Genomic DNA, 26,013 nt, shown 5'->3' with positions numbered 1-26,013 from the left:
GAGAATTATTTCCTGCGCGGAAAGCGCGCCTGCGGCGGGGGATCGGCGAACGGCGGAGCCCCTCCGTGGTGAGCTGCTGAAATCCTGGGACTGGCGTTTGGCCGGGAGGGTGGGTTGGCTGGGGGACGCCGTGAATACGTCCATGTAGGCTCGGTCGCCGCATCCATGCGGCTCACGCCCCCAGCCAACCCACCCTCCCGGCCACGGACACATTCCCGCGCGCCCACCCCGGAAGATCAAGAGAAAAAACAAAAGCCAAAGCCAAAGCAATGCGCTGGCGGCCTCGGCTTTGCGAGCGAAGCGACCCGCTCTTGCCTTTGTTTTTGATTTCCCGTGGTGGGTCAGCCGCGTGAACCTGTCCGGGGCCGGGCGGGGTGGGGGCGCGGGACCGCAGGCGCCATGGATGGCGCCTACGAGCCCCCATGGATGGGTTAACGGCGTGTCCCGCGCCACCACCCCGACCGGCCCAACCCGGAAGCCCCTGCGAATGAACCACCACGGAGGGGCTCCGCCGTTCGCTGGTCGCCCGCCGCAGGCGGCCTTTCGCGCTGCAGCATGCCCGCAGGCAAACCTGCGCCATCATGGGCACCCGCCCCGCCAGGACCGTGCCATGCAGCAGTACCTGCTCCTCATCTACATCGAACCCGCCCTGCTGCAGGCCCTGCCCAGCGAAGAATTCAATGCACTCATGCGCGACTGCCTCACCCACGCCGACCAGCTGCAGGCCGAAGGCACCCTGATCGCCGCGCAGAAGCTGCAGCCGGTCGACACCGCCCAGACCCTGCGCGTGCGTGATGGCAACAGCCGCGTGCTCGATGGCCCCTTCGCCGAAACCCGCGAACTCCTCGCCGGATTCAACCTCATCCGCGCACGCAATCGCGACGACGCCATGCGCATCGCCCGCCAGTTCCCCTGGGCACGCTTTGGCAGCATCGAAGTGCGGCCGCTGGAAGACATGGACGCCGAACGCGAACGCTGCGGTGCGCCGCCCGCCGCTATGGCAGCAGCCGCACCCTGACATCGCGCTTGCCGATGCCTTCGTTGCCGCTGTAATCGCGCGCACTGCCACGGATGATGTACTCGCCCGGCGGCAGCGCCGCCGGCTGCCAGCGCCCGGTTTCCATCAGCCCGTCGCGCACGGTGTTGGTCGCCAGATAGCGGAAGCGGGTCACCGCGCTGCCATGCACGGTGATGCCACTGTCAGGCGCATAGGCCACCTTCACTGCCTGCTTCTGCGGTGGCATGCGGTTGAACACGATGTTCCAGCGCGGCTGTTCATAGCCCTGCAGCGGTTGTCCGCCCGCATCCAGGATCTGGTAGCCCACCTGGTACGGCCCCAGGCGGCGACGCGGCAGGTTGTTGTCGACCTGGTCCCACGCCTCCACCACGATCTGCACGCCGCGCCCCTGCCGCGCCAGCATCACCACGCCATCGCTGCCGGCGGCCAGTGGCTGGTCGTTGTCATCCAGCAGGCTGACCTCGGTGATGCGCGGTGCGAAGTGGTCCGCATAGCCGGTGAAACCCAACGCCACCGCATTGGTCTCGAACCCGCTCGTACCCACCTGCAGGTGCACGTGGGCTTGGCTGTTGATGCTGCCCAGCCGGTCACCCACATGGATGCGCGTACCACGCCGCACGCGGATGCGTTCCAGCTTGCCAGCGTCGTCATACAGGGGCTGCCAACGTGCGTCGAATGGCTCACCCTTCGGCGTGCGGCCCACCCGCATGTGGATGTAGTTCAGGCGCCCCACCGCCAGCCCCTCGGCCTGGCCGCCCAGGCTCCAGGCCGCGATCGGGCTGCTGATCCTGCCCTCGGCAATGGCCAGCACGGTCTGCCCCACATCGCCTCGCACATCGAAGCCCCCATGCAGGTGATGGCGGCTCTCGCCCGTGAAGGTGCCGCGCACCTCTCCCAGCGTGCCGACCACTTCGTGCCAGCCCTGCTGCGGGGCCAGCGGCCAGCGCCCGCCCGTCTCCGGCAGTGCGGCATCGGCCGCCGGGCCCACCAGTGCAGGTGCCGGCAGCGCGCCCACCGCCAGTGGACGCACGCGGTGCACGCGATAGCCCGCAGCGTCGGCCACCAGCAGGCTGCCATCGTCCTCCACGGCCAAGCCGCTGGGCCGCGCCAGGCGTGGCAACCGGTCGTTGCCCAGCAGTGCGATCTGGTGGCCCTGCGGCGTCACCTGCACGATGCGTCCGCCAAAATCACCCACGTACAGCACGCCGTCGTGGGTCGTGGCCAGCGAAAGCGGCCCATTGATGACACCGCCGTTGCCGACCACGGTGCTGACCGTGCCATCGGCACCGACGCGTCGCACCGCATTGTTGAAGAAGTCGGCCACCAGCAGCGCCCCGTGCGCATCGAAGGCCAACGCCACGGGTGTATCGAAGCGGGCCTCGGCGCCCACCGAATCGGCGAAGCCTGGCCGATCACCGCCAGCCAGCGTGCGCACCGTGCCATCGGTGCCGATCACCCGGATGCGGTCGTTCCAGGTATCGGCCACGAACACCTGCCCCTGTGCATCCACCGCGATGCCCATCGGGCCGTCGAAGCGCGCCTGGGCCGCCGGGCCATCGGCAAAGCCCTGCGTGCCACCGGCCACGGTCGTCACCTGGCCATCAGTGCCGATGCGGCGGATCGCGTGGTTGCCGGTGTCGGCCACATACAGATTGCCGTGCGCGTCGGCCGCAATGCCCGAGGGCGTGTTGAAGCGCGCCTGCGGGCCCGGCCCGTCGGCCAGCCCCTCGCCCTGCCCGGCCACCGTCTCCATGCGACCATCAGGCAGCTGGCGGCGGATCCGGTTGTTGTCGCCGGCATCGGTGAAGTAGACGCTGCCATCGGCGGCGCGCAGCAGCGCATAGGGTTCGGCGAAGCGCGCCTGCGCAGAAGGACCGTCGCGGTCACCGGGGTGGCCGTCACCGGCCAGCGGTTCGATCTGCGCGGTCCAGGCCAGCGGCGTGGGCGGCGGGCCAGCGGGTGCAGCCGGTACCTGCGCGGGGCGTTCCCACCAGGTGGCCGCCAGCGCAGCGGCCGTTGCCACCACCACAACACCCACTGCCATCCACTGCCGCCGTGCCATCGCTCGCATTCGCCCTGCCCAGGAAGAGGCCACGACCATAGACGCTGGCTGCAACGGCGTCGAGCGCGACACTTGTAACGCCCTCGCAATCGGGCTTCAATCGGCGCACTCCATGGAAGGTGTCGACGCATGTCTGGACCTACGCTCACCCTGTTGCTCGCTGCCGTTCTGCTCGCCCCCACCGCGTCCCTGTCGGCAGGGGAGAGCGTGGCGCCACGCTCCGCCGAGGACACTGACACGTCGATCGAGGCGCAGATCGCACAGGCAACGCAGCTGATGAACGCGGGCCGCATCCAGGAGGCGGCACTCGCCGCCGATATGATGGTCGCCGATCCGCGCATGGCCTCGGCACCCGTGGACGTGCGGGTGCGGGCCTTGAGCATCGCTGCGATGACGGCCGCGACCCTGCGCCGGTATCCACAGGCCACCGAGCACGCGCAGCTGGCCATCGCATTGGCGCCTGACGCCGTGCTGCCCCTCTTCACCCTGAGCTCCATCGAAGCAGCACAGGGCAGCCTCAAGCCCGCCGCCACGCTGTTGGTAAAAGCCATCGGCAAAGCTGGCGGGTCCATGCCGATCACGCGGGAACGCATCGAACAGATGCAGCGCGGCCTCATCAACGCTCCCACCGAGCGTCGCGAACTGCTGCAGGCACTGTTCGACCACCAGTGGCTGAGCGATGGCGAGGAACCATCCGACCTGTGGCTCATCCTGGCGGGCCTGCAGCACGACGCCGGCGACAGTGAGGCGGTGCGCGCCACGGTAGCGCGCATCGACGGCCCGATGGAGATCATCCAGCTTCGCAGCGACAAACGCTTTGACGCCTACATCGATCGCGCCGATCCGCGCTTTGATCCGCGCCAGGCCGCGCAGCGCCAGATGGATGCGCAGCGCGTGCGCGCTTCGCTCAACGGCGACCGCGACGCGAGCCTTGCCCGCCTCAGCGCGGCCGCCCTCATGGTGGGCGACAACGCACAGGTGTTAGCCATCACCGATGACGCAGCCACGACCGTGGCAAAGGCCCGCTCCGGCGGCCCACAGCTTGAAGGGGTGCCGCCACTGCTGACCCTGCGTGCCCGTGCGCAGCGCAACCTGGGCCAACCCGAGGCCGCCGTGGATACCCTGCACACGGTCGTACAGATGACGGACGGAACGCCCCGTGCGCCGCAGGACCAGCTGGATCTCGGCCTGTTGCTCCTCGCCCTTGGCCGATACGAAGAGGCAGACGCCGCCGTGGCCTCCGCCGGCACGCTGTCCGGTTACGGCATCGCCCAACGCAACTACATCCGCTTCGTGGCTGCACAGCATCGTGGCGACAAAGCCGAAGCGGCCGCCGCCGCGCGCGGCGTGGTCGAACAGGGACCTGCCGCGGCCAGTCTGCTCTACGAGCTGCCGTTGGCAGCGGGGCGGATGAATGAAGCGACGGCCATGCTGATCGTGCAGCTCGAGTCGTTGAAGCTGCGCAGCAGCGCACTGCTGGCGCTGCAGGAGATGCGCCGCGCACCCACGCTGCCCGCCGAGGCCACCATGCAGGCACGTTGGCGCGAACTGGTGGCCCGGCCCGACGTCCAGGCCGCCCTGGCCAAGGTGGGCCGCGTCGAGCGCTACGACCTGTTTGGCAACGACACATCCCGCTGACTCGATTCCGGAACCCGGACATGCCCACGACGTTCACCCGCACGCTCCTGCTCACACTTGCACTGTCTGCCGCACCCTGGGCCGGGGCAGCAAATCTTCCAGCGCAGAAACTGGCCAGCGCGATGTCCGAGGCCACACCCTCCCAGCAGCTGCGCATGAGCTGGTCGGCCGCCGAACAGGGCGACTATCCGCGTGCCCGCGCCTTGCTGGAGCGCCTGCGGCATGACCCGGGGTTTGCCCGCAGCAACAATGCCCTGCGGGCCGGCGCCTATGAACTCGAGGCATGGCTGGCCGTCGAAGGCAAACACTTCGACGAGGCACTGGGCCTGCTGCAGAAGGCACAGGCGCTCACCCCCGAGCGGAGCTATCCGCAGGATCTTCGTGCAGTGTTCTTCGCGCGTGCCGATCGGCCCGTGGACGCCGCACGCGCCCTGTGCGAGGCACTGGCCAGGGACAGCAGCGATGCCAGCGATCGCTTCCGGCCGGCACTGGTCAACTACCTGACGCAGGCGTTGCGCCATGACAACGCCGCGCTGCAGCCCCTGCTGCAGGCGCTGTTCGATGCGCAGTGGACAGATGCGGGCCAGGCCCCGCAGTACCGGTGGCAGCGCTTGGCCGAGCTGCAGGCTGATACCGGCCAGGCCGAGGCACTGCAGCGCACGGTCGAACGCATCGACGAGCCGATGCCGCTGCTGTACCTGAGCATCGACCACCGCTTCGATGCAGCGATGGCCGGCCGCGCTGCACCGCTCTCGCCCGAAGCGGCGCTCGCCCCCTACGTCGCGCGCCTGCGCCGCGATGTGCAGGCAGATCCCCTCCAGCTGCCCCGCGTCACTGCACTGCTGAACGGCCTGCTGCAGGCCGGTGACAACGTCGGCCTGATCGAGGCCAGCGCGGCGTTTGCCGATGTCACACCGGCCTTCCATGCGCACGATGACGACGCGCTGATGGATATGGCGTGGCTGCTCAACCTGCGCGCCGAGGCACAGCGCCGGCTGGGCCAGACCGAGGCGGCGATCACCACCCTGCGCTACGCCATGACGTTCGGCACCAATGGGCATCCCGCTGTCAGCCAGCAGTTGAATCTGGCGCTGTGGCTGGCCGATGATCGGCAGCCCGCGCAGGCCCTCGCCCTTGTGAGTGAGCTGCACGCTGTCAGCGACTACGGCAGAAGCGTTGCCGATCTGGTGCGGGTGGTGGCGTATCAGCAGCAGGGTGATGCGCCAGGCGTGGCACGCGCCACCGCCGCCATCGCCGCGCGCAAGGGCAGCGATCGTGAGCCGTACCTGGTGGCCTTGCTCGCCCAGGATCGACTGGATGACGCCGCTGCCGAGCTCATCAGGCGCCTGCGCGATCCGGAATCCCGCCAGGCTGCGCTGCAGTGGGTACAGGATTACGGCGACATCCCCAAATGGCCGCTGGACACCGAACGCATTGCGCGCAAGCAACAGGTCCTGCAGCGCGCCGATGTCCGCGACGCGATCGCCGCTGTCGGTACGCGCGGGCAGCATGCCCTCTACCCGTTCGAGTAGCCGTTACCTGGCCGGCACCTCGGTGCGGATGCCCATCGCTTCGCGATAACGCGCGTACAACGCCATCACCTTGTCCACGTAGGCGAGGGTTTCGGCATACGGGGGCACGCCGCGGTAGCGGCTGACCGCACCGATGCCCGCGTTGTAGGCGGCCGCGGCCAAGGGGCGGTCGCCGTTGTAGCGGCGCAGCAGGGCGCGCATGTAGCGGGCACCGCCGTCGATGGACTGCTGTGGCGAGAACGGATCACGCACCCCGTACTCCAGCGCGGTCTCGGGCATCAGCTGCATCACTCCCTGCGCGCCCTTGCTGGATACGGCCAGCGCATCGAAATTGCTTTCGGCATGGGCAATCGCGCGCAGCCAGGCGTCATCAACACCGGTGGCCTTGGCCGCCGCCTTGAACTGCCTGGCATGCGGAGCCAGCTGCGGCTTGCCGACCCTGCCCAGGCCCTCGTGGGCCGGTTCACCGGGCGGGGTGGCAACGGTGAACTTCAGGAACACCCGTGAACCGGGCAGGTTGCGGGTGGAATAGACGAGCTTTCCGTCCTGCTCACGTTCGTACAGCACGCCGCTGAACACCCCCATGTTGCCCCACAGGTTGGGGGTCTGGATGGCGTTGTCGTCGATATCCTTGGGCGTACAGCGGGAGCCCGGCTCCGGCGCTGTAGCCAGGCTGACCGTATTGCCCTGCACGCAGCGGTACACCGTGCGGGCACTGGCCAGGCCCGGCAGCAGCAACAGCGCAACGAGGGCGGGATGGAGAAACATGGCGGCCGGATGATCCGGCCGCACCTGCGAAATCCGGGTGAATGGCGCGGTAGGCGCCCCGGTAGAGTCGACCGTTGGTCGACTGCTCTCCAATCAGTTCGCCAAAACCCCGCGCCGTGCCACCGGTTCATGCCCGGCCGACGGGGTAGAGTCGACCGTTGGTCGACTGCTCTCCAATCAGTTCGCCAAAACCCCGCGCCACGCGCGACAGTCGACCAACGGTCGACGCTACCGGCGTCGGCTCCGCAGCCAGTACCCCGCGCCCAGCAGCACGAACCACACCGGGCTGGCGACAAGCGCCTGGCGGGTGTCGGCCTGCAGGCTCAGCAGCACCAGCACGCCCACGAAGAACACCAGGCACGCCCAGCACATCGCAACGCCGCCGGGCATCTTGAAGATCGAGGCCGCGTGGCGTTCCGGGTAGCGGCGACGGTAGACCATGTAGGCCACCAGAATCAGCGACCAGACGAAGATGAAGAGCACCGTGGCCAGCGTAGTCACCAGCGTGAAGGCCGTCACCAGATTGGGGATAAGATAGATCAGCAGGGTGCCGCCCAGCAGGCACAGGCACGAGAACAGCAGACCACGGGCCGGCACCGCCGCGCGCGACAGCCGCGACAGGCCCCGCGGCGCGTGGCCCTCTTCGGCCAGGCCGTACAGCATGCGGCTGGTGGAGAAGATCCCGCTGTTGGCCGACGAGGTGGCCGAGGTAAGCACCACGAAGTTGATCAGGCTGGCGGCGGCAGGAATGCCGGCCAGCACGAACAGCTGCACGAACGGACTCTTGTCCGGCACGACCTGCCGCCAGGGCGTCACCGCCATGATCGCCACCAGGGCCAGCACGTAGAAAATGATGATGCGCACCGGGATCGAGTTGATCGCCTTGGGCAGGTTGCGCTCCGGGTTGGCGGTTTCAGCGGCGGTGGTGCCCACCAGCTCGATGCCGACGAAGGCGAACACCGCAATCTGGAACCCGGCGAAGAAACCCACCAGGCCCATCGGGAACATCCCGCCATCGTTCCACAGGTTGGACAGCGAGGCCGTGTGCCCGCTGGGCGAAGTGAAGCCCCAGGCCACCAGGCCGGCACCGGTGATGATCAGGGCGCAGATGGCCACGATCTTGATCAACGCAAACCAGAATTCCATTTCGCCGAACAGCTTGACGGTCACCAGGTTCAGGCCCAGCAGCAGCATCACGCACAGCAGTGCGGGTATCCACGCCTGCAGCTCGGGAAACCAGAACTGCGCATAGGCCGCGATGGCGATGACATCGGCGATGGCGGTGACGATCCAGCAGAACCAGTACGTCCAGCCGCAGAAGAACCCGGCCCAGGGGCCCAGCAGATCGGTGGAGAAGTCGATGAAGGACTTGTACTGCAGGTTGGACAGCAGCAGTTCGCCCATCGCGCGCATCACGAAGAACAGCATCGCGCCGATGATGAGGTAGACGAAGAGGATGGACGGACCGGCCAGACTGATGGTCTTGCCCGACCCCATGAACAGGCCGGTACCGATGGCACCGCCGATGGCGATCAGTTGCAGGTGACGGTTGGACAGGCTGCGGCGCAGGTGCTCGGGGGGCGTGGCGGGCTCGGTCATGGGTCCGGGAAGGGGGCGGGTCAAGCCCTCGACGGTAGTCCTCTGCCGCGCCGGGCGCCAGCGCCACCGGGCAAAAGCGTCAATTCCTCACGCTTTCACCCCATGCTCCGCCCCCTCGGCACGGCTGCCCATTTCCCCGCGCGGCCCAACATGCTCAGATAGGGCATCCGATCAAGGACCGGCCCCGCCATGACCAGCGCCCTGCCCCGCCCTCTGGAAGCTGGCCCGTGAGCCGGCTGGGCGTCATCATCGCCGCGACGCTGCTGGCCATCCTGGCCGCCCTCGTACCGATCGCGGTGATGGTCTATGCCACCTGGGACCGCGCCGTCAGCGTGGAGCAGAGCCGCCTGCGGGAAATTGCCGAACGCGCCCTGCGCCGCGCCGATGTGTCCTACGAACAGTCGCTGACGGTGCTCAGATCCGCAGAAGCATCGCGCCTGCCCCCCTGCAGCGCCGAACATATCCGGCGCATGCAGAGCCTGGTGATGACCACACCGTCGGTCGACCAGATGGGCTACTTCGAGGGCGGCAAACTACGCTGCACCTCATGGGGCATGTTCAACGGCGACGCCGACCAGCCTGCACCGGACCACGTCACCAGCGACGGTGCCGGCATCAGCCTGGATGTGCGCCCGCAGACCACCGACGGCAGCAAGGTCATCGCTGTCACCTATGGCGCCTATGACACCTTGGTCGATCCCCGGCGCTTCATCGATGTCATTGCCGACCCGCAGGTGCGGCTGGCCCTGGCCAGCCCCGATGGGCGCCTGCTGTCCGGCCAGAGCGGCATGGACAACGCCCTGCTGCAGCAGCAGCTGCGCGACCCCGGCGAAGGGCTGGACAAGGACACCCTGTACGCCACCGCCCGCAATGGCGAATGGCTGGCCATCGCCACCGCACCGCGCACCGCCCTGGCCGCGACCTTCCGCCAGCAGGCCTGGCTGTTCGTGCCCTTGGGCCTGCTGCTGGCCGCCGCCGGAGCCGGGCTGGTGATCTGGTTGTCGCGCCGCCGCCTGTCGCTGCGTGGCGAGCTGGCCGTGGCCATCCGCCGCCGTGAGCTCTACCTGCACTACCAGCCCATCATCGAACTGGAAACCGGCATCTGCGTGGGTGCCGAGGCGCTGGTGCGCTGGCAGCGTCCCGATGGCTCCCAGGTGCGGCCGGACATCTTCGTACCGCTGGCAGAAGAGCATGGCCTGATCACCGCATTGACCGATCTGGTGATCGAGAACGTCGTGGACGACATGCGTGATCTGCTGGTGCAGGACCGCAGCGCCCACATCGCGATCAACCTCGATGCCGGCGACATCATCAGCGGCCGCGCCCTGAGGTCGATCACCGAGCGCATGGCCGGCAGTGGGATCCTGCCGCAGCAGATCTGGCTGGAAGCCACCGAGCGCGGCTTCCTCGATGCCGACCGCGCGCGCACCATGCTGGCCGCCGCGCGGCGTGCCGGCCACAGCGTCGCCATCGATGATTTCGGCGTTGGCTATTCCAGCCTGCAGTACCTGCAGCAGCTGCCATTGGACGCGCTGAAGATCGACAAATCGTTCGTCGATGCCATCGGCACCGAAAGCGCCACCAGCCCGGTCACCCCGCACATCATCGACATGGCCAAGGAGCTGGGCCTGTGGGTGGTGGCCGAAGGCGTGGAGACCGAGCCGCAACTGGCCTACCTGCACAGCCAGCAGGTGCAGTTCGGGCAAGGCTGGCTGTTCTCACGGCCGCTGCCGCGTGATGCGTTCATCGCCTTCCACCAGCAGCGCAAGCAACGTTACGGCGCCGCGCGGGAAGACATGCAGAATCCACGCACGGTGCCGATCGAACAGGCTGCACCGGAAGAATGACCGCCAACCCGGGTCGCCGCACCCGGTAGATCCACGCCACGCGTGGATGGCATGACCGGGGGCCGTCCGCTGGCCCCACTCCACTACGGATTACGCCCAGGCCTTCGGCCGCGCCCACAGCCACGCCGCACACACCGCCAGCAACAGCAGCGGCAGCCACGCCAGCTGACCCGCACCGACCGATTGCAGCACCACGCCACCGGCCACTCCGCCAGCAGCAATCGCCAGGTTCCAACCGGTCACCAGCATCGACTGCGCCAGATCAGCCGCGGCGCCGGCACGCCGGGCCACTGCGGTCTGGAACAGCGTCGGCACAGCGCCAAACGCTACGCCCCAGATCACGCTGGCCAGCAGCAGAACCTGCGGCACGCCTGGCCACAGCAGCAGCGCCACGACCGCCACGACGAAGCCAGCCACCGCCGCCCACACCAGCGCGCGCAGGTGCCGGTCCACGCCCCAGCCTGCAATGCCGATGCCGACCACCGCCGCCACGCCAAACGCCAGAAGCACGCGGTCCAGCCATGGCTGTGCATCGGCCAGGATCGCCAACGGCTCGATGTAGGTGTAGAGCACGTTGTGCGCCAGCACGTACAGCGCCATCACCAGCAGGGTGCTGCGTACACCGGGCAGGCGCCACACGCTGCCCAGCGGCATCCTCTGGCCGCCGCCCGCCGCCGGCAGCGCAGGCACCGCCCAGCGCACCCAGCCCAGCAGCAGCACCGCCAGCAGTGCCATCAGGCCGAACGCCCAGCGCCAACCGATCTGCTGGCCCAGCAGCGTGCCCGCCGGCACACCCAGCGACAGCGCCAGCGGTGAGCCCACCATCGCTACCGCGATCGCCCTTCCCTGCAGCGAAGGCACCACCATGCGCGCGGCGTAGCCCGCCACCAGCGACCACAGCAGGCCCGCACCCACGCCGGCCAGGAAACGCACCACCAGCAGCAGCGTGTAGTTGCTGGTCAGCGCCGTCAGCGCGTTGACCACAACGAAGCCGGCAATGGCCGCCAGCAGCAGCGGCCGGCGTGGCAACCGCTGGGTCAACGCGGTCATCGGCAGCGCGGCCAGCACCGAACCCAGCGCATACACGCTCACCAGCTGGCCCACCGCCGCGTCGCTCACGCCGAGGCTCTGCCCCATCGGCCGCAGTACCCCCGCCGGCAGGGTTTCAGTGAGCAGGGTGATGAAGCTGCCACCGGCAAGGGCCAGCAGACCATTCCACGGCAGCCGCGTCGCCTCGCCGGCTGGCGATGACACGTCGATGGCGTGCCCGCTCATCGCGCAGCTCCCAGGTCGCGGTACACCGCATCGCGCAGGGCATCGACGAACGCCCCATGCATGCCTTCGTACAGTGTGTTGGTCAGGGCCACAACGCTGAGGCCACGCGTCGGGTCCACGAACCAGCTGTGGCCGTAGGCACCGCCCCAGCGCCAGGTGCCCACGCCCTGCGGCGTGCCGGACGCCGCCGGATCGTGCAGCACCGCAAAGCCCAGCCCGAAGCCCCAACCTGGCGGATCGGCCGGCCCCTGTTCGCCGGCCTGCAGGCGTCCCATCTCCGCCACCAGCGGCGGCGGCAGCAGTGCGGACGCCCGCACATCCCGCAGCGCTTCCAGCACGCTCATGACGTCGTCGGCACTGCCGATCAGCCCTGCCCCTGCCGAGGCGTAACGGCTGGCATCGGTGGCACGCGCCAGGCTGTACTCGATCCCCACCGTGCCATCGAACGGCGCGACGATCTCGCCTTCCTGCAAACGGTGCGGCTGCGGCGCATCACTGACATAGGGCGTCGCCAGGCGCGCCGCATGCATCGTGCTGAAGCCGGTGTCGCGCAGATTCAACGGCTGCGCCAGCAGGGCATCAAACAGGTGCTGCAGGGTCTGCCCACTGGCGGACTCGGCCACCGCACCGGCCACATCCACGCCCAGCGAATACAGCCACTGGCTGCCGGGCGGGAACAGCAGCGGCGAGCGGCCGATGCGCTGCACGTTCTCCTGCAGGCTCAACGGGTTCGCATCCATGCCATCACTCACACCCGCACGCGCGTAGGGGCCTTCCGCATCCGCCTCCAGGAAGCGGTAACCCAGGCCACTGGTATGGCTCAGCAGCTGCCGCAGGCTGATCGGCGGCACGCTGCCATCGGCCAGTGCGGGGCGAAAATCCGGCAGCCAGCGCTGCACCGGCTCATCCAGGTCGAGCACGCCATCGGCCACCAGTCGCAGGATCACCGCCGTCAGCAGCGGCTTGCTCACCGACGCCAGACGGAACAGTTGATCGCGCTGCATCGGCGTGCCCGCTTCGCGGTCGGCCAGGCCACTGGCGCTGGCATGGCGCAGCACACCGTGTTCGCGCACCAGCACCACCGCACCCACCAGTTGCTGGGGGTGGGCCTGCTGCAGCACGCCTGCCACGGCAGGCAAGGTAGGGGCGGAGGTATCAACGGGAAGCGCGTTCATGGGGCAATCCTTGGGGGAGGGTCGCCACGTTAGGCAGCCCACGCCACCGCAAAAAGCGGGGCAGCGCTCCGTGCTTCGAGGACCGCCAGGTCCGCAATCGCCGGCAAGCGCGGACAGCACAGGAAGGCTGCCGGGTCATCGGTGTTGAACCGCAGTGTTGCAACGGGCCCCTAGCCGCACGCCGCCACTGCGCCTACCCTGCGTTTTTACGGCCGCGCTGCCCATGTCCGTCCTCGACAATCTCGCCAATCTGCAGACCTTCGTGCATGCGGCCGATACCCGCAGCTTCGTCGAAACCGGCCGCCTGCTGGGCATCTCTGCCTCGGCCGCGGGCAAGAGCGTGGCACGGCTGGAGCACGCGCTGGGCGTACGCCTGTTCCACCGCAGCACGCGCAGCATCACCCTCACCGCCGAAGGCCAGCTGTTCCTGGCGCGTTGCCGCCGCATCCTCGCCGAACGCGATGCCGCACGCACCGAACTGGCCCAGCCGCACGCCGTACCCAGCGGCACGTTGCGCATCAGCCTGCCGCTGGTGGGTGATCTCACCCTGCCGTTGCTGGCCGATTTCATGGCCGCTTACCCAGACATCCGCCTCGACCTGGATTTCAGCGACCGCCTGGTCGATGTCATCGAAGAAGGTTTCGATGCCGTGCTGCGCGTCGGCGAACCCAGCGACTCACGCATGAACGCCCGGCGCCTGGGCGTGTTCCCACGGCGCATCGTTGCCTCGCCGGCCTACCTGCAGCGGCGCGGCGTGCCCAGGGTGCCGGCCGATCTGTTGCAGCACACCCTGCTGCACTACCGGTTCCCCAGCAGCGGCAAGCTCGAGCCCTGGCCCATCCAGTGGCCCGAGCCGCAGGCCGCGCAGGAACTGCCGGTGCACATGGTCGCCAACACCATCGAAGCCCGGGTGGCACTGGCCCTGCGCGATATCGGCCTGGCCTTCGTTCCCTTGCACTCGGTGCGTGATGCCATCGCCGACGGCCGCCTGGTCACCGTGCTGGATGAGCACGTGCATTCGTGCGGTACGTTCCACCTGCTGTGGCCCTCCGGCCGCCATGTACTGCCGAAGCTGCGGGTGTTCATCGATTTCATCAGCGCCCGCCTGGACACCGTCCCCTGACCCGTAGATCCACGCCATGCGTGGATGGCGCGATCCCGCCAACGCGGCCATTCATCCACGAGCGCTATAATCCCCCTTCATTCCTCCAAGAGGCCCGCGACCAATGCGCCAGTGATGCCGCCGTCTTTCCACTAGACGGCCCGACTCTTCCCGCCCCTGTGCGCAGGGGAGAACCAGGCATCCCATGGAGGTCGCATGACCACGCATTCCCTCGCGCTCGATCGCGTGTCCTATCGGTTGGCCGATGGCCGATCGCTGTTTTCCGAACTTTCGTTTTCCTTTGAACCGCTGGCCACCGGCCTGGTCGGTGCCAATGGCACCGGCAAGAGCGTGCTCGCGCGCCTGCTGGCCGGGAAGCTGAAACCCGACAGCGGCCAGGTGCGCAGCAGCGGCCGCGTCTTCCTGCTGCCCACACCGGGTTACCCGCCGCGCGGCACGGTGGGCGAGCTGGCCGGGGTCGGTGATGAGCTGGCAGCGCTGGCACGCATCGAAGCCGGCAGCGTCGACGAAGCGGATTTCGCCTGCATCGGTGACCGCTGGGACCTGCGCGAACGTCTGCAACAACAGTGGCAGACATTGGGCCTGCCCGATGATCTGCAGCCCGTGCAGCCGGCCGCACGCCTCAGCGGTGGCCAGGCCATGCGCGTGGCCCTGTCCGGCGCGTGGGCCAGCGGCGCCGACTGGCTCATCCTCGACGAGCCCAGCAACCACCTCGACGCACGCAACCGCCAGCAGCTGTACCAGCAGTTGCAGCAATGGCCGCGCGGGCTGCTGGTCATCAGCCACGACCGCGATCTGCTGGCCCACCTGCAGCAGATCGTGGAGCTGGACGCGCGCGGGCTGCACCGCTACGGCGGTCCGTGGCGGCACTATGCCGATGCGCGTGCCGCCGAACAGCAGGCCGCCTTCGCCCAGCTCGATCATGCCCGCGCGCAGCACCGCCAGCAGCAGCGCAGCGCGCGCGAACAGCACGAGCGCCAGCAGCAGCGGCAGTCGCGCGGCAACCGCAATGCCAAGCAGGCCAACCAGGCCCCGATCCTGCTGGGTGGCCAGAAACAGCGTGCCGAAGCCAGCCACGGCCGTGCGCAACAGATCCAGGCCGACCGCCTGCAGGCCACGGCACAGCACCTGCGCACAGCGGCTGCGGCGGTGCAGGTGGCGCCTGAACTCGCCCTGTTCGCCACTGCCGGCGAACGCGGCAGTGCACGCCTGCTGCAGACCCACGATCTGGTTTTGCCACATGGCTGCAGTGCACCGCTGCAGCTGGACATCCGTCGCGGCCAGCGCATTGCCGTGGTCGGCGACAACGGAAGCGGCAAGTCCACCCTGCTGCGCGTGCTGGCGGGCCAGCTGCCGCCGCGCTCGGGGGAGGTGCAGCGCCTTGCACCCCTGGCACTGCTGGACCAGCAGCTGCTGGCGTTGGCGGGCGACAGCAGCATTCTGGCTACGGTGCAGGCCGCCAACCCCACCGCCGACCCGGCCGAGCTGCGTACACGGCTGGCCCTGCTCGGGCTGGACGCACAGCGCATCCAGCGCCCCGCCAGCAGCCTCAGTGACGGCGAACGGGTAAAGGGCGCGCTGGCCAGCGTGCTCTACGCCCAACCGGCACCGCAGCTGCTGCTGCTGGACGAGCCCGGCAATGCCCTGGACCTGACCGCAGTGCAGGCGCTGGAATCGCTGCTGGGTGCGTGGGAAGGTGGATTGGTGATGGTCAGCCATGACACCCACCTGCTGCGCGCCCTGCAGCCGACGCAGGTGTTGCAGGTGAACGCCGACGGCTGGCATTGGCGCGATGCACACCCGGGGTCAGATCCCTTTTGCACCGCAAAAGGGCTCTGACCCCAGCGGAGATCCCGCCATCCACGCATGGCGTGGATCTACTACACCCACGGGGTCGGATCCCTTTTGCAACGCAAAAGGGCTCTGACCCCAGCGGAGATCCCGCCATCCACGCATGGCGTGGATCTACTGCACCCACGGGGTCGGATCCCTTTTGCAACGCAAAAGGGCTCTGACCCCAGCGGAGCTCCCGCCATCCACGCATGGCGTGGATCTACTACGCCCGGGGTCGGATCCCTTTTGCAACGCAAAAGGGCTCTGACCCCAGCGGAGATCCCGCCATCCACGCATGGCGTGGATCTACTACGCCCGGGGTCGGATCCCTTTTGCAACGCAAAAGGGCTCTGACCCCAGCGGAGATCCCGCCATCCACGCATGGCGTGGATCTACTGCACCCACGGGGTCAGATCCCTTTTGCAACGCAAAAGGGCTCTGACCCCAGCGGATTTCCGCCATCCACGCATGGCGTGGATCTACTGCACCCAGTGCTCACCGCTTCCACACCGGGAACGCCTGCGGCAACTGCTGCCACAACAACGGCCCCGCCCGCAGCTCACTGTCGTTGAGCAGGCACGCATCCAACGTTGCGCGCACCGCGCGCTCATCCATGTGCACGCCGATCACCACCAGTTCCTGCCGGCGGTCACCCCACAGCGGGTGCCACAGGCGCGCCATCGCCGCGTGCGCTTCCATATCCGGGAAGGCCTCGCGTCCCGGCAGCGGGGCGCTCCAGCATTCGGCCTGCTGCCGGGCCCAGCCCAGATCGCTGTACGGCACCGGGGTCGGCGGCAGCAACGGCGTGGTGTCCTCTTCACCGGCACGCACGCGCTCGCGTGCGGCGTACCAGAAGCCGGCCGCCTGCGTGCGCGTCGCGGCGCCCACGCTGCTCAGCTCGCCCACCCAGTCCATCCGGTTGGCCAGCCAGAACCAGCCCTTGCTGCGTATCACACCGGGCATGCCCTCCTGCAGCGCGCGCGCAAAGCGGCCCGGGTGGAAGGGGCGGCGCGACCGATAGACGAAACTACCGATGCCGTACTCCTCGGTTTCGGGCGTGTGCTCGCCACGCAGTTCCTTCACCCAGCCGGGTGATTGCTGTGCGCGCTCGAAGTCGAAGCGGCCGGTATCCAGCAGTTCGCGCAGCGGCACATCACCGAACGACGACAGCAGCAGCTTCGCATCGCGGTTGAGCCCACGCAGAACCGCCAGCGTGTCCTGCAGCACGTCCTCATCGGTCTGGTCGGTCTTGCTCACCACGATCACATCGGCAAATTCCACCTGCTCGCACAGCAGATCGACCACACTGCGGTCATCATCCGGGCCCGCCTGCTGGCCACGCTCGGCCAGGCGCAGGGTCGAACCGAAATCGGCCAGGAAAGCACTGCCATCCACCACGGTCACCATCGTGTCCAGCCGCGCGATATCACTCAGGCTGAAGCCCTGCTCATCGCGCACGGCAAAGGTGGCCGCCACCGGCATCGGCTCACCAATGCCGGTCGACTCGATCAGCAGGTAGTCGTAGCGGCCGGCGTCGGCCAGACGGCGAACCTCCTGCAGCAGGTCGTCGCGCAGGGTGCAGCAGATGCAGCCGTTGCTGAACTCCACCAGCGTTTCTTCGGTACGGCGCAGCTCGGCACCGCCATCGCGCAGCAACTGCGCATCGATGTTGACCTCGCTCATGTCATTGACGATGACCGCCACGCGCAAGCCCTCGCGGTTGCGCAGGATCTGGTTGAGCAGCGTGGTCTTGCCGGCACCGAGGAAGCCGGACAGCACGGTGACCGGCAGGCGGCGGTCGGCGCGGGAAACAGGGTTCATGCGGGGCGAAGGGCTGCGGATGGAAATGTTACTATATAACATTAAACAGGCACACTGCATTGGCGATGCTGCCGGCCAGCGGCCGGCACTATCGGGTCATTTGGCGTATCGGCGCAGCAGTTCCACCAGCACTTCAGCTTCGGCTGCCCGCTGCTGCGGGTCCTCGGCCCCCACCACGTGTTCCTGCAGATGCTCGTGCAGCAGCTCCATCAACAGGCTGTGGGCGGCGCCGCGCACCGCGGCCACCTGCACCAGCACGTCCGCGCAGTCGCCCGCCGCGCCCTCGGGGCGGTCCAGTGCCTGTTCCAGTGCCGCCACCTGGCCGCCGATGCGGCGCACCCGGGTCAGCAGTTGTTTCCGGTTCTTGTGTACATGTGCCATGGGCCTATCGTATACCCCGTGGGGGTATCCTTCCACTCATGAACACTCCCATGCACCTGGACGCCCTCGCCGCCTCCCGCCGCCACGACCACCGGTTCGACGACGGCAATCCCCTCGCCGAACGCAATACCCGCCGCGCCCTCTGGCTCACCGTCAGCATGATGTTCATCGAGATCTTCGGTGGCTGGTGGTTCAACTCGATGGCCGTGCTGGCCGATGGCTGGCACATGAGCTCCCATGCACTTGCACTGGGCCTTTCGGTATTCGCCTACCGCTGCGCACGGCGCTATGCACACGACCCGCGCTTTGCCTTCGGCACATGGAAGATCGAGATCCTGGCCGGTTACACCAGCGCCATCGCCCTGCTGGGTGTCGCCGCGCTGATGGCCGCTCAGTCGCTGCAGCGCCTGTGGGTGCCTGCGCCCATCCATTACGACCAGGCCATCCTCATCGCCGTGGTCGGCCTGGGCGTGAACCTGCTGTGTGCCTGGTGGCTGCACGACAGCCCCGGCCACGCCCACCACCACGGTCATGGGCATGACCATGGCCATACCCATGACCACCACAACCACGATCATTCCCATGGCCACGACCTCAACCTGCGGTCGGCCTACATGCACGTGCTGGCCGACGCTGCGACCTCGGTGCTGGCCATCATCGCGCTGCTGGGTGGAAAACTCTGGGGTGCTTCCTGGCTGGACCCGGTGATGGGCCTGGTCGGCGCCGTGCTGGTGACGGTCTGGGCAGTCGGCCTGCTGCGCGACAGTGGCCGCGTGCTGCTGGACGCGCAGATGGATGCGCCGGTAGTGGCCGAGGTACGCGAAGTGATCGAGCAAGGCCCGTGGGCGGCCCGCCTGGCCGATCTGCATGTGTGGCAGGTCGGCCGCGGCAAATACGCAGTGGCTGCCAGCGTGGTCACCGACGATGCCACGCTCGATGCCGACCAGCTGCGCCACGCGCTGTCCGTGCACGAGGAACTGGTGCACGTGACGCTGGAAATCCACCGCCCGGCGTGATGCCGCGGTCCTTTCCTGTAGAGCCGAGCCCATGCTCGGCTGGTTCTGCCCAGAGCAGCCGAGCATGGGCTCGGCTCTACCAAAGCCGGCTCCTACAGCTTCAACAGCATCCCGAACAGATACACCTTCAACGGCAGCGCACTTACCACCGCGCCGCCAATGCCCAGCCAGGCGTAACGTTCCTCCCGGGCCCGCGCTGCCACCGCCAGCCCCAACCCCACCACCGCCGATGCCAGCACCCCCACGCTCACCCCGGCGGCCGGTGCACTGCCACCAAACGCCAGCGCCGCCAGCCCGCCCGCACCCCACCCGGCCAGCAAACCCAGCCAGCTGGCCAACCCGCACCACGGTGCCTTGCCCTGTGCCATCGCCGTTTCCTGGTTCTTGCCGATTATCGGTACGGGCTGCCACCACCCGCGCCCTACACTAGCCGCACCTGCTCCGTCGGGACATCCCATGCACGCGTTCCGCCTGCTGTTGCCCGGTGCCCTCCTGCTGGCCGCCTGCTCCGGCGGTACCCAGCTGCCCTTCTCCTCCGACCCCCTGCAGGGCTGCTTCACCACCAGCACGCGCAAGCCGGCCGAGTTCCGCATCGACAAGGAAGGCGGCCAGTACTTCGTGTCCTTCGAGCGCAATGGCCAGTGGCATCGCGAACCCAACGCACTGGACCAGGCCACCCGCAGCGATGTCGCTCGCTACTTCCCCGATGATGCCCAGCAGATCGACAGCGCGCTCCTCCGCCGCTCGGGCGGCTTCGGCCTGTTCCACACCAGGCGCGGCGCCTCAATGAAAGCCAAAGCGGGTGACAGCGACTACATGGCCCTGCTGCTGATCGGCGCCGGACCGGTGTACGCGGTGAAGTGCGAATAATCTGCAACTTTCCTCATGGCATTTCGCAACTGACGGGATGAGGCTGGCCCATTTGAGGGCCATGCCATGCTGCTTTCCCTGCTGCTCACCGTGGTCCCGGTCACCACCACCGGCGCCCATGACGAGGTACGGCAGACCGACGATGGCCGCACGCTGGTGCTGCGCACCCTCGATTGGGAAACGGACGATGGGCAGCGCACACGGGTGACCGTGCACTGGCAGCTGCTGGACGATGGCAGCATGCTCTACGAGTACTCGCGGCAGCCGCCCGCGACCCAGGCCGTGCATCGCCGGGCCTGCGCACTGCAAGGCGGCGAGCCCTCCAGTGGCGTCAGCTTCCTGGCCGGCGAGGGCACCACCCACGGCTTTGCCTGCAGCAGCACCCCGTAGCCCGGACCAGCCCCCCTGCTGGGCTCACGGCAGGTCGGGTACCATGCCCTCCCCCCACCCAGCCCCGGTACCCGCCGTGCCCCATTACACCGGCCCCCTGCTCACCCGCGACAGCGCCGAAGCCCTGCGCCGCGCGCATGACAAGGGCACGAACGACTGGCAGGGCTCGCTCGACCTGGGCCGCAGCGAGGAAACGGTTGGGCTGCAGGCGGAAGGCTTCCGTTTCCGCGGCCAGCACTACCCGTGGCCGGGCAAGCTGAAAGACCGCACGCTGTACTACTGGGACGGCGAGGATTTCGCGCCCATCTCGCGCTACAGCGGCTCGCTCATCAAGCTGGTACCCACCGAATGGGGCGCGCCCACCTTCGAGATCGACGGCATCAAGATGCTGCCAACCTCCAAGCTCTCGCCCTTCGAGGATGCACGCCGCAAGGTGGAACTGGTCGCACCGGCCGGCAAGTCCATCCTCGATACCTGCGGTGGCCTGGGGTACTTCGCCGCCTGCGCACTGGAAGCCGGCGTCGGCCAGATCCGATCCTTCGAGAAGAATGCCGACGTCATGTGGCTGCGCACGCTCAATCCATGGTCACCCGACCCGGATTCCGCAGCGGCCGGTGGTCGCCTGCACTTCGGCCAGGGCGATGTCTCGCAGCAGATCGAACAGGTGGCCAGCAGCAGCGTGGACGCCATCCTGCATGACCCGCCGCGCTTCGGCATTGCGGGCGAACTGTATTCGCAGGCGTTCTACGACCACCTCGCCCGCGTCATCCGCAAGGGCGGCCGCCTGTTCCACTACACGGGTGCGCCCAACAAGCTGACCAGCGGCCGCGATGTGCCGCGTGAAGTGGCCAAGCGCCTGGAAAAGGCCGGCTTCAAGGCCGAACTGGCGCTGGACGGCGTACTGGCCGTCAAGCGCTGATTGCGGCCCCGCCGCCTTACTCGTAATCCACCTTCGCCAGCTGCATCACCCACTTCGGCACCACCGGCTCACCGGCATAGAAGTCCTTGGGCTTCTTCTCGGCCATCGCCCAGCGGTGCAGCCAGCTCGGGCCGTAGCGGCCGTCGTAACCCTGGGTGCCACGCGCATACGCTGGGTCGCGCAGGGCCTCTTCCAGCGAAACGAAGCGGTAGCCGCGCCGCCGGGTGGCGGCCACCAGCTCGGCAAACGTGGCGGCATTGAGCTCGTTGGCGTGCATCAACCACACCTGCGGCAGGGCATACCCCAACAGGGCCTGCGACTGCTGTTCGTAGTAATCCACCTTGTTCAGCATGTACGGCACATAGCCCTTGCGCAGGCGCGCCAGCGTCGCCTCGCGCCCGGGTGAATCCGGCTGCTCGTTCATCACGTTGGCATAGGCGAACGCCCACACCCACTCGCCGTTGTCCACCGTCACCGGCGCAATGCGGTACCCATGCTCGGCAAAGAACGTGTCCATCTGCGCACGCTCCTGCGGCGTGCGGCCCGCGCGCAGGTAAGGGTGGCGCATCCACTGCGGCACCTGCCCGCGCTCAGCCAGCAACGGCTTCAGCACCTCCTCGCCGCGCAGGAAATCCTGCTGGAACGCCTCCACGCCCTTGGCATTCAGATCCATGTGCGACCAGGTGTGGTTGCCCAGCGTGTAGCCGGCATCACGCCAGTCGCGCAGCATCTGCACCCGCGCCGGCTGCACCACGCCGTCCACTTCCAGCTTGTTGCCGTTGACGAAGCCGACCACCGGCACACCGGCCTGCCGCAGCTGCGCCAGCAGCGCCTCATGGCGGGCCTGCAGGTCGGCGGGCGCGATCTCGTCCAGGCGTGCCCATGGCAGGTCATCAATGGTCACCGCAATCCGGCGGTCCACCTCGGCCGCCTGCGCCACCAACGAAAGCAACAACAACGGCACGGCACGCAGCAACGAACGCATCAGTACATCCCGGTTCCGGCGGAAACCGACACTCTACCTGCGCTCGCCGCGCAACAGCCACACCCCACCCACCACACCGCCGGCAGAGCCCGGCCTCAGTCCGCTGCGGTCACCGGTAACGTCCGCCATAGCCACACGCCCACTGCCATGGCTGCCAGCAACACCGCGCACAGCACGAAGGCGAGCGTATCCGGCGCCTGCGGCACCAGCAGACCGGCGCGGGACAGCATCTGCGGCAACGTACGCTGCGGCGGTACAGGCAAGCCGCCCTCCATCGCCAGCGATTCGGTCATGCACAGCGTGGGCAGTCCCGTCACCACCCCATGCCACACGTGTTCGTACATGCGCAGTACGGCACCGGCCAGCACCAGCGCCAGCACATGCAGACCCAGCAGCCCCGTGATGCTGCGGTGATGGATACCCCGCGCGCGGCGCAGCCAATGCACGCTTACGCCCAGCGCGCCCAGCAGCGAAAACAACAGCGCACTCACCACCAGCCAGCACAGCGGGCGCCAGTCATCCAACGCACCTGCGCGGGCCAGCAGCACCTCAGCCACCCGCATGCGTGCCACCGGGTCACTACCGCCACAGGCCAGCAACAGCGGCAGCGCGACCGGCTCCAGCAGCAGCTGCAGGCGTTGGTGGAAGTGACCCACAGCCAATGCCACCGATGACAGCGCCAGGCCATGCAGCAGAAACAGCATCAAGCCAGGGCCCATGAGGCGCCTGAGAGGGGCAGCCGGAGACGTCATTCACTCGATCGGAAGGGCGGTCAGACATCGTAGCCAGCTAACGGAAGGCTGTCGGGTGGCAGAAACGACACTGGCTTCAATCTCGGCCATCATGTACGCCCTGCTGCCGCACGCACACGCAATGAGTGACACCCAGATCCATGTGCTGTACCTGCTCGCCTGCCTGGTCACCTGCGGCGGGGCGGTCGCGCTTGTCATGTACGGCTATGTCAACGTGATCAATGCGCGCCTGGCCACGCTGCCACGCAGGGAACAGGTGTCCGCGCTCGGCCCACACAGCCCCACCCGCCGCCAGCGCCGCGCCTACAAGCGCGCCATGCGCAGGAATCCGAAGTCACTGACCTTCAGGCTGCCCGCGCGCGCACCGCGCTGGTGGACATTCGTGGGCGTCTTCCTGCTGTTTGCCACTGTGGGCACGTGGGCGTGGCTGATGCCCAACCCCGCGCGCTTCAACGTGATGGTGCGCAACACGTTCGGCTATACCGCCACCGTGGCGGAAGTACGCATCGTGCAGCGGCAGCACGAAGAACTGCTGCTGCGCTGGGCGCCGGTGATCGTCCGCACCGGGCACTACATCGCCATACCGCGCTATTCGCGCGGGCCCATGGCCTACATCACCGGCTACGATGCCGACGTCCTGCCCGCGCAGGTGCGCCAGCAGGGCGACGTGCTGCAGGTCGCGATGCCCAGTGCGGCCGATCCCGCCGTGCTGCGCCAGCAGCTGGCCCAGGCCAGTGGCCTGCCCGAGCAGGCCATCCAGATGCAGCAACGCACCGTGGCGCCCTGGCGGGAAGATGGCTGGGAACCCTGGCCCGTGGAAGACGACGCTGCCGCGCACTAACCCCGCGGCAGCTTGGCGGCCCACATGTTGTCCACCAGGTTCGGGTAACGCCGGCCATTCTCTTCCGCCCGTTGCCGCGCCGCCGCCTTCTGCGCATCCGACAGCGGTTGCTTCTTCTGCCCCTTCGGGTTGGGCTTCTTCCAGGGGGGCGTGCGTGCGGTGGGCATGGCTGAAGTATGCGCGTGCAGATCTACTTCTTCAGGAAATTCAGCAACGCCAGATTGAAATCATCGGCATGGCTGGTATTGCAGCCATGCGGCGCATCCTTCAGCAGCACCAGCTCGCTGCCCGGCAATGCCGCATGCGTGCGCTCGCCTGACCCCTCGAACGGCACGGTCGCATCGCTGTCGCCGTGCAGCACCAGGGCGGGCACGGTTACGCGCTTCAGGTCGGCCCGGAAATCGGTGGTCGCGAAGGCCTTCATACAGCCCAGCGCCGCCGTCTGGTCGGACTGATGGCATAGCGCTATCGCCGCCTGCCGTTCCTCTTCCGTCACCTTCAGCTTTCCATTGGCGCTGAAGAAATCGCGGGTGAAGCCGTCGAAGAATGCCTCGCGGTCTTTTTCCAGACCTTGGCGCATTTCATCGGCTTTTGCCCGCGGCAACGGGCCATCTGGATTGTCATCCGTCTTCAGCAGGTACGGCGGCACTGCCGACGCGAACACCACGCTGTGCAGGCGGTCTTCACCGTGGTTGCCGATATAGCGCGCCACTTCGCCGCCGCCCATCGAGAAACCGACCAGGCTTACCTTTTTCAGGTCGCGTTCTTCGATAAGCGCCGCGAGGTCGGCAGCCAACGTGTCGTAGTCATAGCCCTCAGCCGGCTTCTCCGAACGGCCGAAACCGCGCCGGTCGTAGCTGATTACGCGATAGCCGGCATCACGCAGGATCGGCACCTGTGCTTTCCAGGCCTCGGCCGAAAGCGGCCAGCCATGGATGAGGATGACCGGGCGGCCGGTGCCGCCGGTGTCTTCAACGTGCAGGCGGACAGAGGAAGCAGTCATGGAAGCTCCTGGGGGAAGGGAGATCCCACCCTAGTCACGCCAAGCGTCAGATGCCGTGAGCAATCCCGCGCCGTTGCTGACGCGGCCTGCACGCCGGGGCACATCCCAGAACCGAGTTGACGCAATTTCCCCGAATCTGCCCCGCCGCCGGCCGATCAAGTGTCGTTCTCAACCCTCTCTGAACACACGATCCAGCAGCCACCCACACTTTGAACGGTTTCAGGATGGCGCCAACGCCTGCCTGCCCGACAGTGCGCGCCAGCCCATCGCTCACTCTTCCCCATGGCAAAGGACGCCATTGCCGCCCTGGCGCGGACCATCACACTCAGCAGCCAACACCCACGCCAACTGACACTGCGTGGTCCACGTGAGGACTGGGTGGTCGAACGCTTCGAGGGCACCGAATCGGTCTGCGGCGACAACCGCCTGCAGATCGACTGCCTGGCCACCGATGCCGTCCTCGATCTGGCCCCTTGGCTGGAACAGCCGCTCACCCTGCAGCTGCGCCAGGCCGACGGCGCGCTGCGGCAGTGGCATGGCCTGTGCACCGAGGCCGCACAGCTGGGCAGCGATGGCGGCCTGGCCCGCTACCGCCTGATCCTTGAACCCTGGACCGCGCTGCTGCGCCTGCGCCGCAATGCGGTGATCTTCCAGGACCAGGACACCCGCGCCATCTGCGAGCAGATCTTCGGCGACTACCCGCAGGCGGAGTTCCGCTTCGACGTGCAGGCCGAACTGCCCGCCCGTGCCATCACCACCCAGTACCGCGAAACCGACTGGGCCTTTGTCACCCGGCTGCTGGCCGAGGCCGGCCTGGCCTGGCGCATCGAGCAGGCGCAGGGCGAGGAAGCCGCGCACACGCTGGTGGTGTTCGAGCCGGGTGCGGAATTGCCCGACACCGGCACGCTGCGCTTCCATCGCGCCGACATGGCCGAGGCCAGCGACGGCATCACCGCCTTCGCCGAGCGCCAGCAGCTGGTGCCCAATGCCAGCACCGTGGCCAGCTGGCACAGCGAACAGGTCAATGCCGTGGCCGCGCAGTCCAGTGCCGATGCCGGCAGCCTGCCCGCGCTGGAGGTCTACGTGCAGCCGCGCGCCGGCCGCTTCGCCCAGCCCGGCTGGGCCGATGCCGAAGCGCAGGCGCGGCTGGATGCGCTGCGCGTGG

General features: G+C 68.0%; 24 protein-coding genes. 12 read left to right on the top strand and 12 right to left on the bottom strand.

Annotated features, from left to right (window positions below):
- The first annotated feature begins 610 nt into the window (after window positions 1-610).
- Window positions 611-1,018 (top strand): YciI family protein, encoded by a 408-nt coding sequence (locus C1924_RS02335; RefSeq protein WP_108763903.1) that lies wholly within the window; start codon window positions 611-613, stop codon window positions 1,016-1,018.
- Here C1924_RS02335 and C1924_RS02330 read toward each other — a convergent pair.
- Window positions 996-3,080: an NHL repeat-containing protein gene (locus C1924_RS02330; protein ID WP_108763902.1), complete on the bottom strand. Its 2,085-nt coding sequence runs from the start codon at window positions 3,078-3,080 to the stop codon at window positions 996-998. The genes C1924_RS02335 and C1924_RS02330 overlap by 23 nt on opposite strands.
- 153 nt (window positions 3,081-3,233) lie before the next feature.
- Here C1924_RS02330 and C1924_RS02325 point away from each other — a divergent pair, with 153 nt between their 5' ends.
- Together C1924_RS02325 and C1924_RS02320 are read left to right on the top strand one after the other, a co-directional pair.
- Entirely contained in the window at window positions 3,234-4,718 is a 1,485-nt protein-coding gene (locus C1924_RS02325) for a hypothetical protein (RefSeq protein WP_159094746.1), read from the top strand.
- A 20-nt stretch (window positions 4,719-4,738) separates the two neighbouring features.
- Window positions 4,739-6,250, top strand: a complete 1,512-nt coding sequence (locus tag C1924_RS02320; RefSeq protein ID WP_159094745.1) for a hypothetical protein — start codon at window positions 4,739-4,741, stop codon at window positions 6,248-6,250.
- A 3-nt stretch (window positions 6,251-6,253) separates the two neighbouring features.
- On the opposite strand, the gene C1924_RS02315 is transcribed toward C1924_RS02320, so the two are convergent.
- Entirely contained in the window at window positions 6,254-7,018 is a 765-nt protein-coding gene (locus C1924_RS02315; RefSeq protein WP_108763899.1) for a lytic transglycosylase domain-containing protein, read from the bottom strand.
- Window positions 7,019-7,246: 228 nt separating this feature from the next.
- A complete protein-coding gene (gene cycA / locus C1924_RS02310) occupies window positions 7,247-8,617 on the bottom strand; it encodes a D-serine/D-alanine/glycine transporter (RefSeq protein WP_108763898.1) in 1,371 nt (456 codons plus the stop codon).
- Window positions 8,618-8,844: 227 nt separating this feature from the next.
- Between cycA and C1924_RS02305 the strand changes: the two genes are divergently transcribed.
- Window positions 8,845-10,464 carry an EAL domain-containing protein gene (locus C1924_RS02305; protein WP_108763897.1) on the top strand — a complete coding sequence of 540 codons (1,620 nt, stop codon included), beginning with the start codon at window positions 8,845-8,847 and terminating at the stop codon, window positions 10,462-10,464.
- A 90-nt stretch (window positions 10,465-10,554) separates the two neighbouring features.
- Here the strand turns inward: C1924_RS02305 and C1924_RS02300 are convergent, their stop codons facing one another.
- Together C1924_RS02300 and C1924_RS02295 are read right to left on the bottom strand one after the other, a co-directional pair.
- The gene (locus tag C1924_RS02300; protein WP_108763896.1) at window positions 10,555-11,739 is read right to left on the bottom strand and encodes an MFS transporter; all 1,185 of its coding nucleotides are present in this window, start codon (window positions 11,737-11,739) and stop codon (window positions 10,555-10,557) included.
- Window positions 11,736-12,914, bottom strand: coding sequence for a serine hydrolase domain-containing protein (locus C1924_RS02295; protein ID WP_108763895.1), 1,179 nt, complete (start codon window positions 12,912-12,914; stop codon window positions 11,736-11,738). The genes C1924_RS02300 and C1924_RS02295 overlap by 4 nt, the downstream gene beginning before the upstream one ends.
- Before the next feature lie 223 nt (window positions 12,915-13,137).
- On the opposite strand from C1924_RS02295, the gene C1924_RS02290 reads away from it, so the two are divergent.
- Window positions 13,138-14,037, top strand: coding sequence for a LysR family transcriptional regulator (locus tag C1924_RS02290; protein ID WP_108763894.1), 900 nt, complete (start codon window positions 13,138-13,140; stop codon window positions 14,035-14,037).
- Between the two features lie 195 nt (window positions 14,038-14,232).
- Entirely contained in the window at window positions 14,233-15,876 is a 1,644-nt protein-coding gene (locus tag C1924_RS02285) for an ATP-binding cassette domain-containing protein (protein WP_108763893.1), read from the top strand.
- 489 nt (window positions 15,877-16,365) lie between these two features.
- On the opposite strand, the gene C1924_RS02280 is transcribed toward C1924_RS02285, so the two are convergent.
- Together C1924_RS02280 and C1924_RS02275 are read right to left on the bottom strand one after the other, a co-directional pair.
- Window positions 16,366-17,691, bottom strand: a complete 1,326-nt coding sequence (locus tag C1924_RS02280; RefSeq protein ID WP_108763892.1) for a GTP-binding protein — start codon at window positions 17,689-17,691, stop codon at window positions 16,366-16,368.
- 96 nt (window positions 17,692-17,787) lie between these two features.
- The gene (locus C1924_RS02275; RefSeq protein ID WP_108763891.1) at window positions 17,788-18,072 is read right to left on the bottom strand and encodes a metal-sensing transcriptional repressor; all 285 of its coding nucleotides are present in this window, start codon (window positions 18,070-18,072) and stop codon (window positions 17,788-17,790) included.
- A 50-nt stretch (window positions 18,073-18,122) separates the two neighbouring features.
- Between C1924_RS02275 and dmeF the strand changes: the two genes are divergently transcribed.
- Entirely contained in the window at window positions 18,123-19,088 is a 966-nt protein-coding gene (dmeF, locus tag C1924_RS02270; protein ID WP_108763890.1) for a CDF family Co(II)/Ni(II) efflux transporter DmeF, read from the top strand.
- Between the two features lie 92 nt (window positions 19,089-19,180).
- On the opposite strand, the gene C1924_RS02265 is transcribed toward dmeF, so the two are convergent.
- A complete protein-coding gene (locus tag C1924_RS02265) occupies window positions 19,181-19,456 on the bottom strand; it encodes a hypothetical protein (RefSeq protein WP_108763889.1) in 276 nt (91 codons plus the stop codon).
- Window positions 19,457-19,544: 88 nt separating this feature from the next.
- Here C1924_RS02265 and C1924_RS02260 point away from each other — a divergent pair, with 88 nt between their 5' ends.
- The 3 genes from C1924_RS02260 (at window position 19,545) to C1924_RS02250 (ending at window position 21,267) form a co-directional block, all read left to right on the top strand.
- A complete protein-coding gene (locus C1924_RS02260; RefSeq protein ID WP_108763888.1) occupies window positions 19,545-19,958 on the top strand; it encodes a hypothetical protein in 414 nt (137 codons plus the stop codon).
- 66 nt (window positions 19,959-20,024) lie between these two features.
- Window positions 20,025-20,348 carry a hypothetical protein gene (locus C1924_RS02255; protein WP_108763887.1) on the top strand — a complete coding sequence of 108 codons (324 nt, stop codon included), beginning with the start codon at window positions 20,025-20,027 and terminating at the stop codon, window positions 20,346-20,348.
- A gap of 43 nt (window positions 20,349-20,391) precedes the next feature.
- Complete coding sequence (locus tag C1924_RS02250; protein WP_174208930.1) at window positions 20,392-21,267, top strand: MnmC family methyltransferase; 876 nt, start codon at window positions 20,392-20,394, stop codon at window positions 21,265-21,267.
- Between the two features lie 16 nt (window positions 21,268-21,283).
- On the opposite strand, the gene C1924_RS02245 is transcribed toward C1924_RS02250, so the two are convergent.
- Window positions 21,284-22,252 (bottom strand): polysaccharide deacetylase family protein, encoded by a 969-nt coding sequence (locus C1924_RS02245; RefSeq protein ID WP_108763885.1) that lies wholly within the window; start codon window positions 22,250-22,252, stop codon window positions 21,284-21,286.
- A 95-nt stretch (window positions 22,253-22,347) separates the two neighbouring features.
- Complete coding sequence (locus C1924_RS02240) at window positions 22,348-22,956, bottom strand: hypothetical protein (protein WP_159094744.1); 609 nt, start codon at window positions 22,954-22,956, stop codon at window positions 22,348-22,350.
- A gap of 169 nt (window positions 22,957-23,125) precedes the next feature.
- Here C1924_RS02240 and C1924_RS02235 point away from each other — a divergent pair, with 169 nt between their 5' ends.
- Window positions 23,126-23,845, top strand: a complete 720-nt coding sequence (locus C1924_RS02235; protein ID WP_159094743.1) for a hypothetical protein — start codon at window positions 23,126-23,128, stop codon at window positions 23,843-23,845.
- Here C1924_RS02235 and C1924_RS20410 read toward each other — a convergent pair.
- A complete protein-coding gene (locus C1924_RS20410) occupies window positions 23,842-24,012 on the bottom strand; it encodes a hypothetical protein (protein WP_174208929.1) in 171 nt (56 codons plus the stop codon). The two genes, C1924_RS02235 and C1924_RS20410, sit on opposite strands and share 4 nt — an antisense overlap.
- Before the next feature lie 23 nt (window positions 24,013-24,035).
- The gene (locus C1924_RS02230) at window positions 24,036-24,848 is read right to left on the bottom strand and encodes an alpha/beta hydrolase (RefSeq protein ID WP_108763882.1); all 813 of its coding nucleotides are present in this window, start codon (window positions 24,846-24,848) and stop codon (window positions 24,036-24,038) included.
- A 282-nt stretch (window positions 24,849-25,130) separates the two neighbouring features.
- Here C1924_RS02230 and C1924_RS20505 point away from each other — a divergent pair.
- Window positions 25,131-26,013: type VI secretion system Vgr family protein (locus C1924_RS20505; protein WP_254051201.1), on the top strand; the 883-nt coding region annotated here is incomplete at its 3' end.

It is taken from the genome of Stenotrophomonas sp. ESTM1D_MKCIP4_1 (assembly GCF_003086895.1).
In the GTDB taxonomy this organism is placed as follows: Bacteria; Pseudomonadota; Gammaproteobacteria; order Xanthomonadales; family Xanthomonadaceae; genus Stenotrophomonas.
Note: the sequence above shows the minus strand (reverse complement) of the source record. Positions and strands in the feature narration are given on the sequence as shown.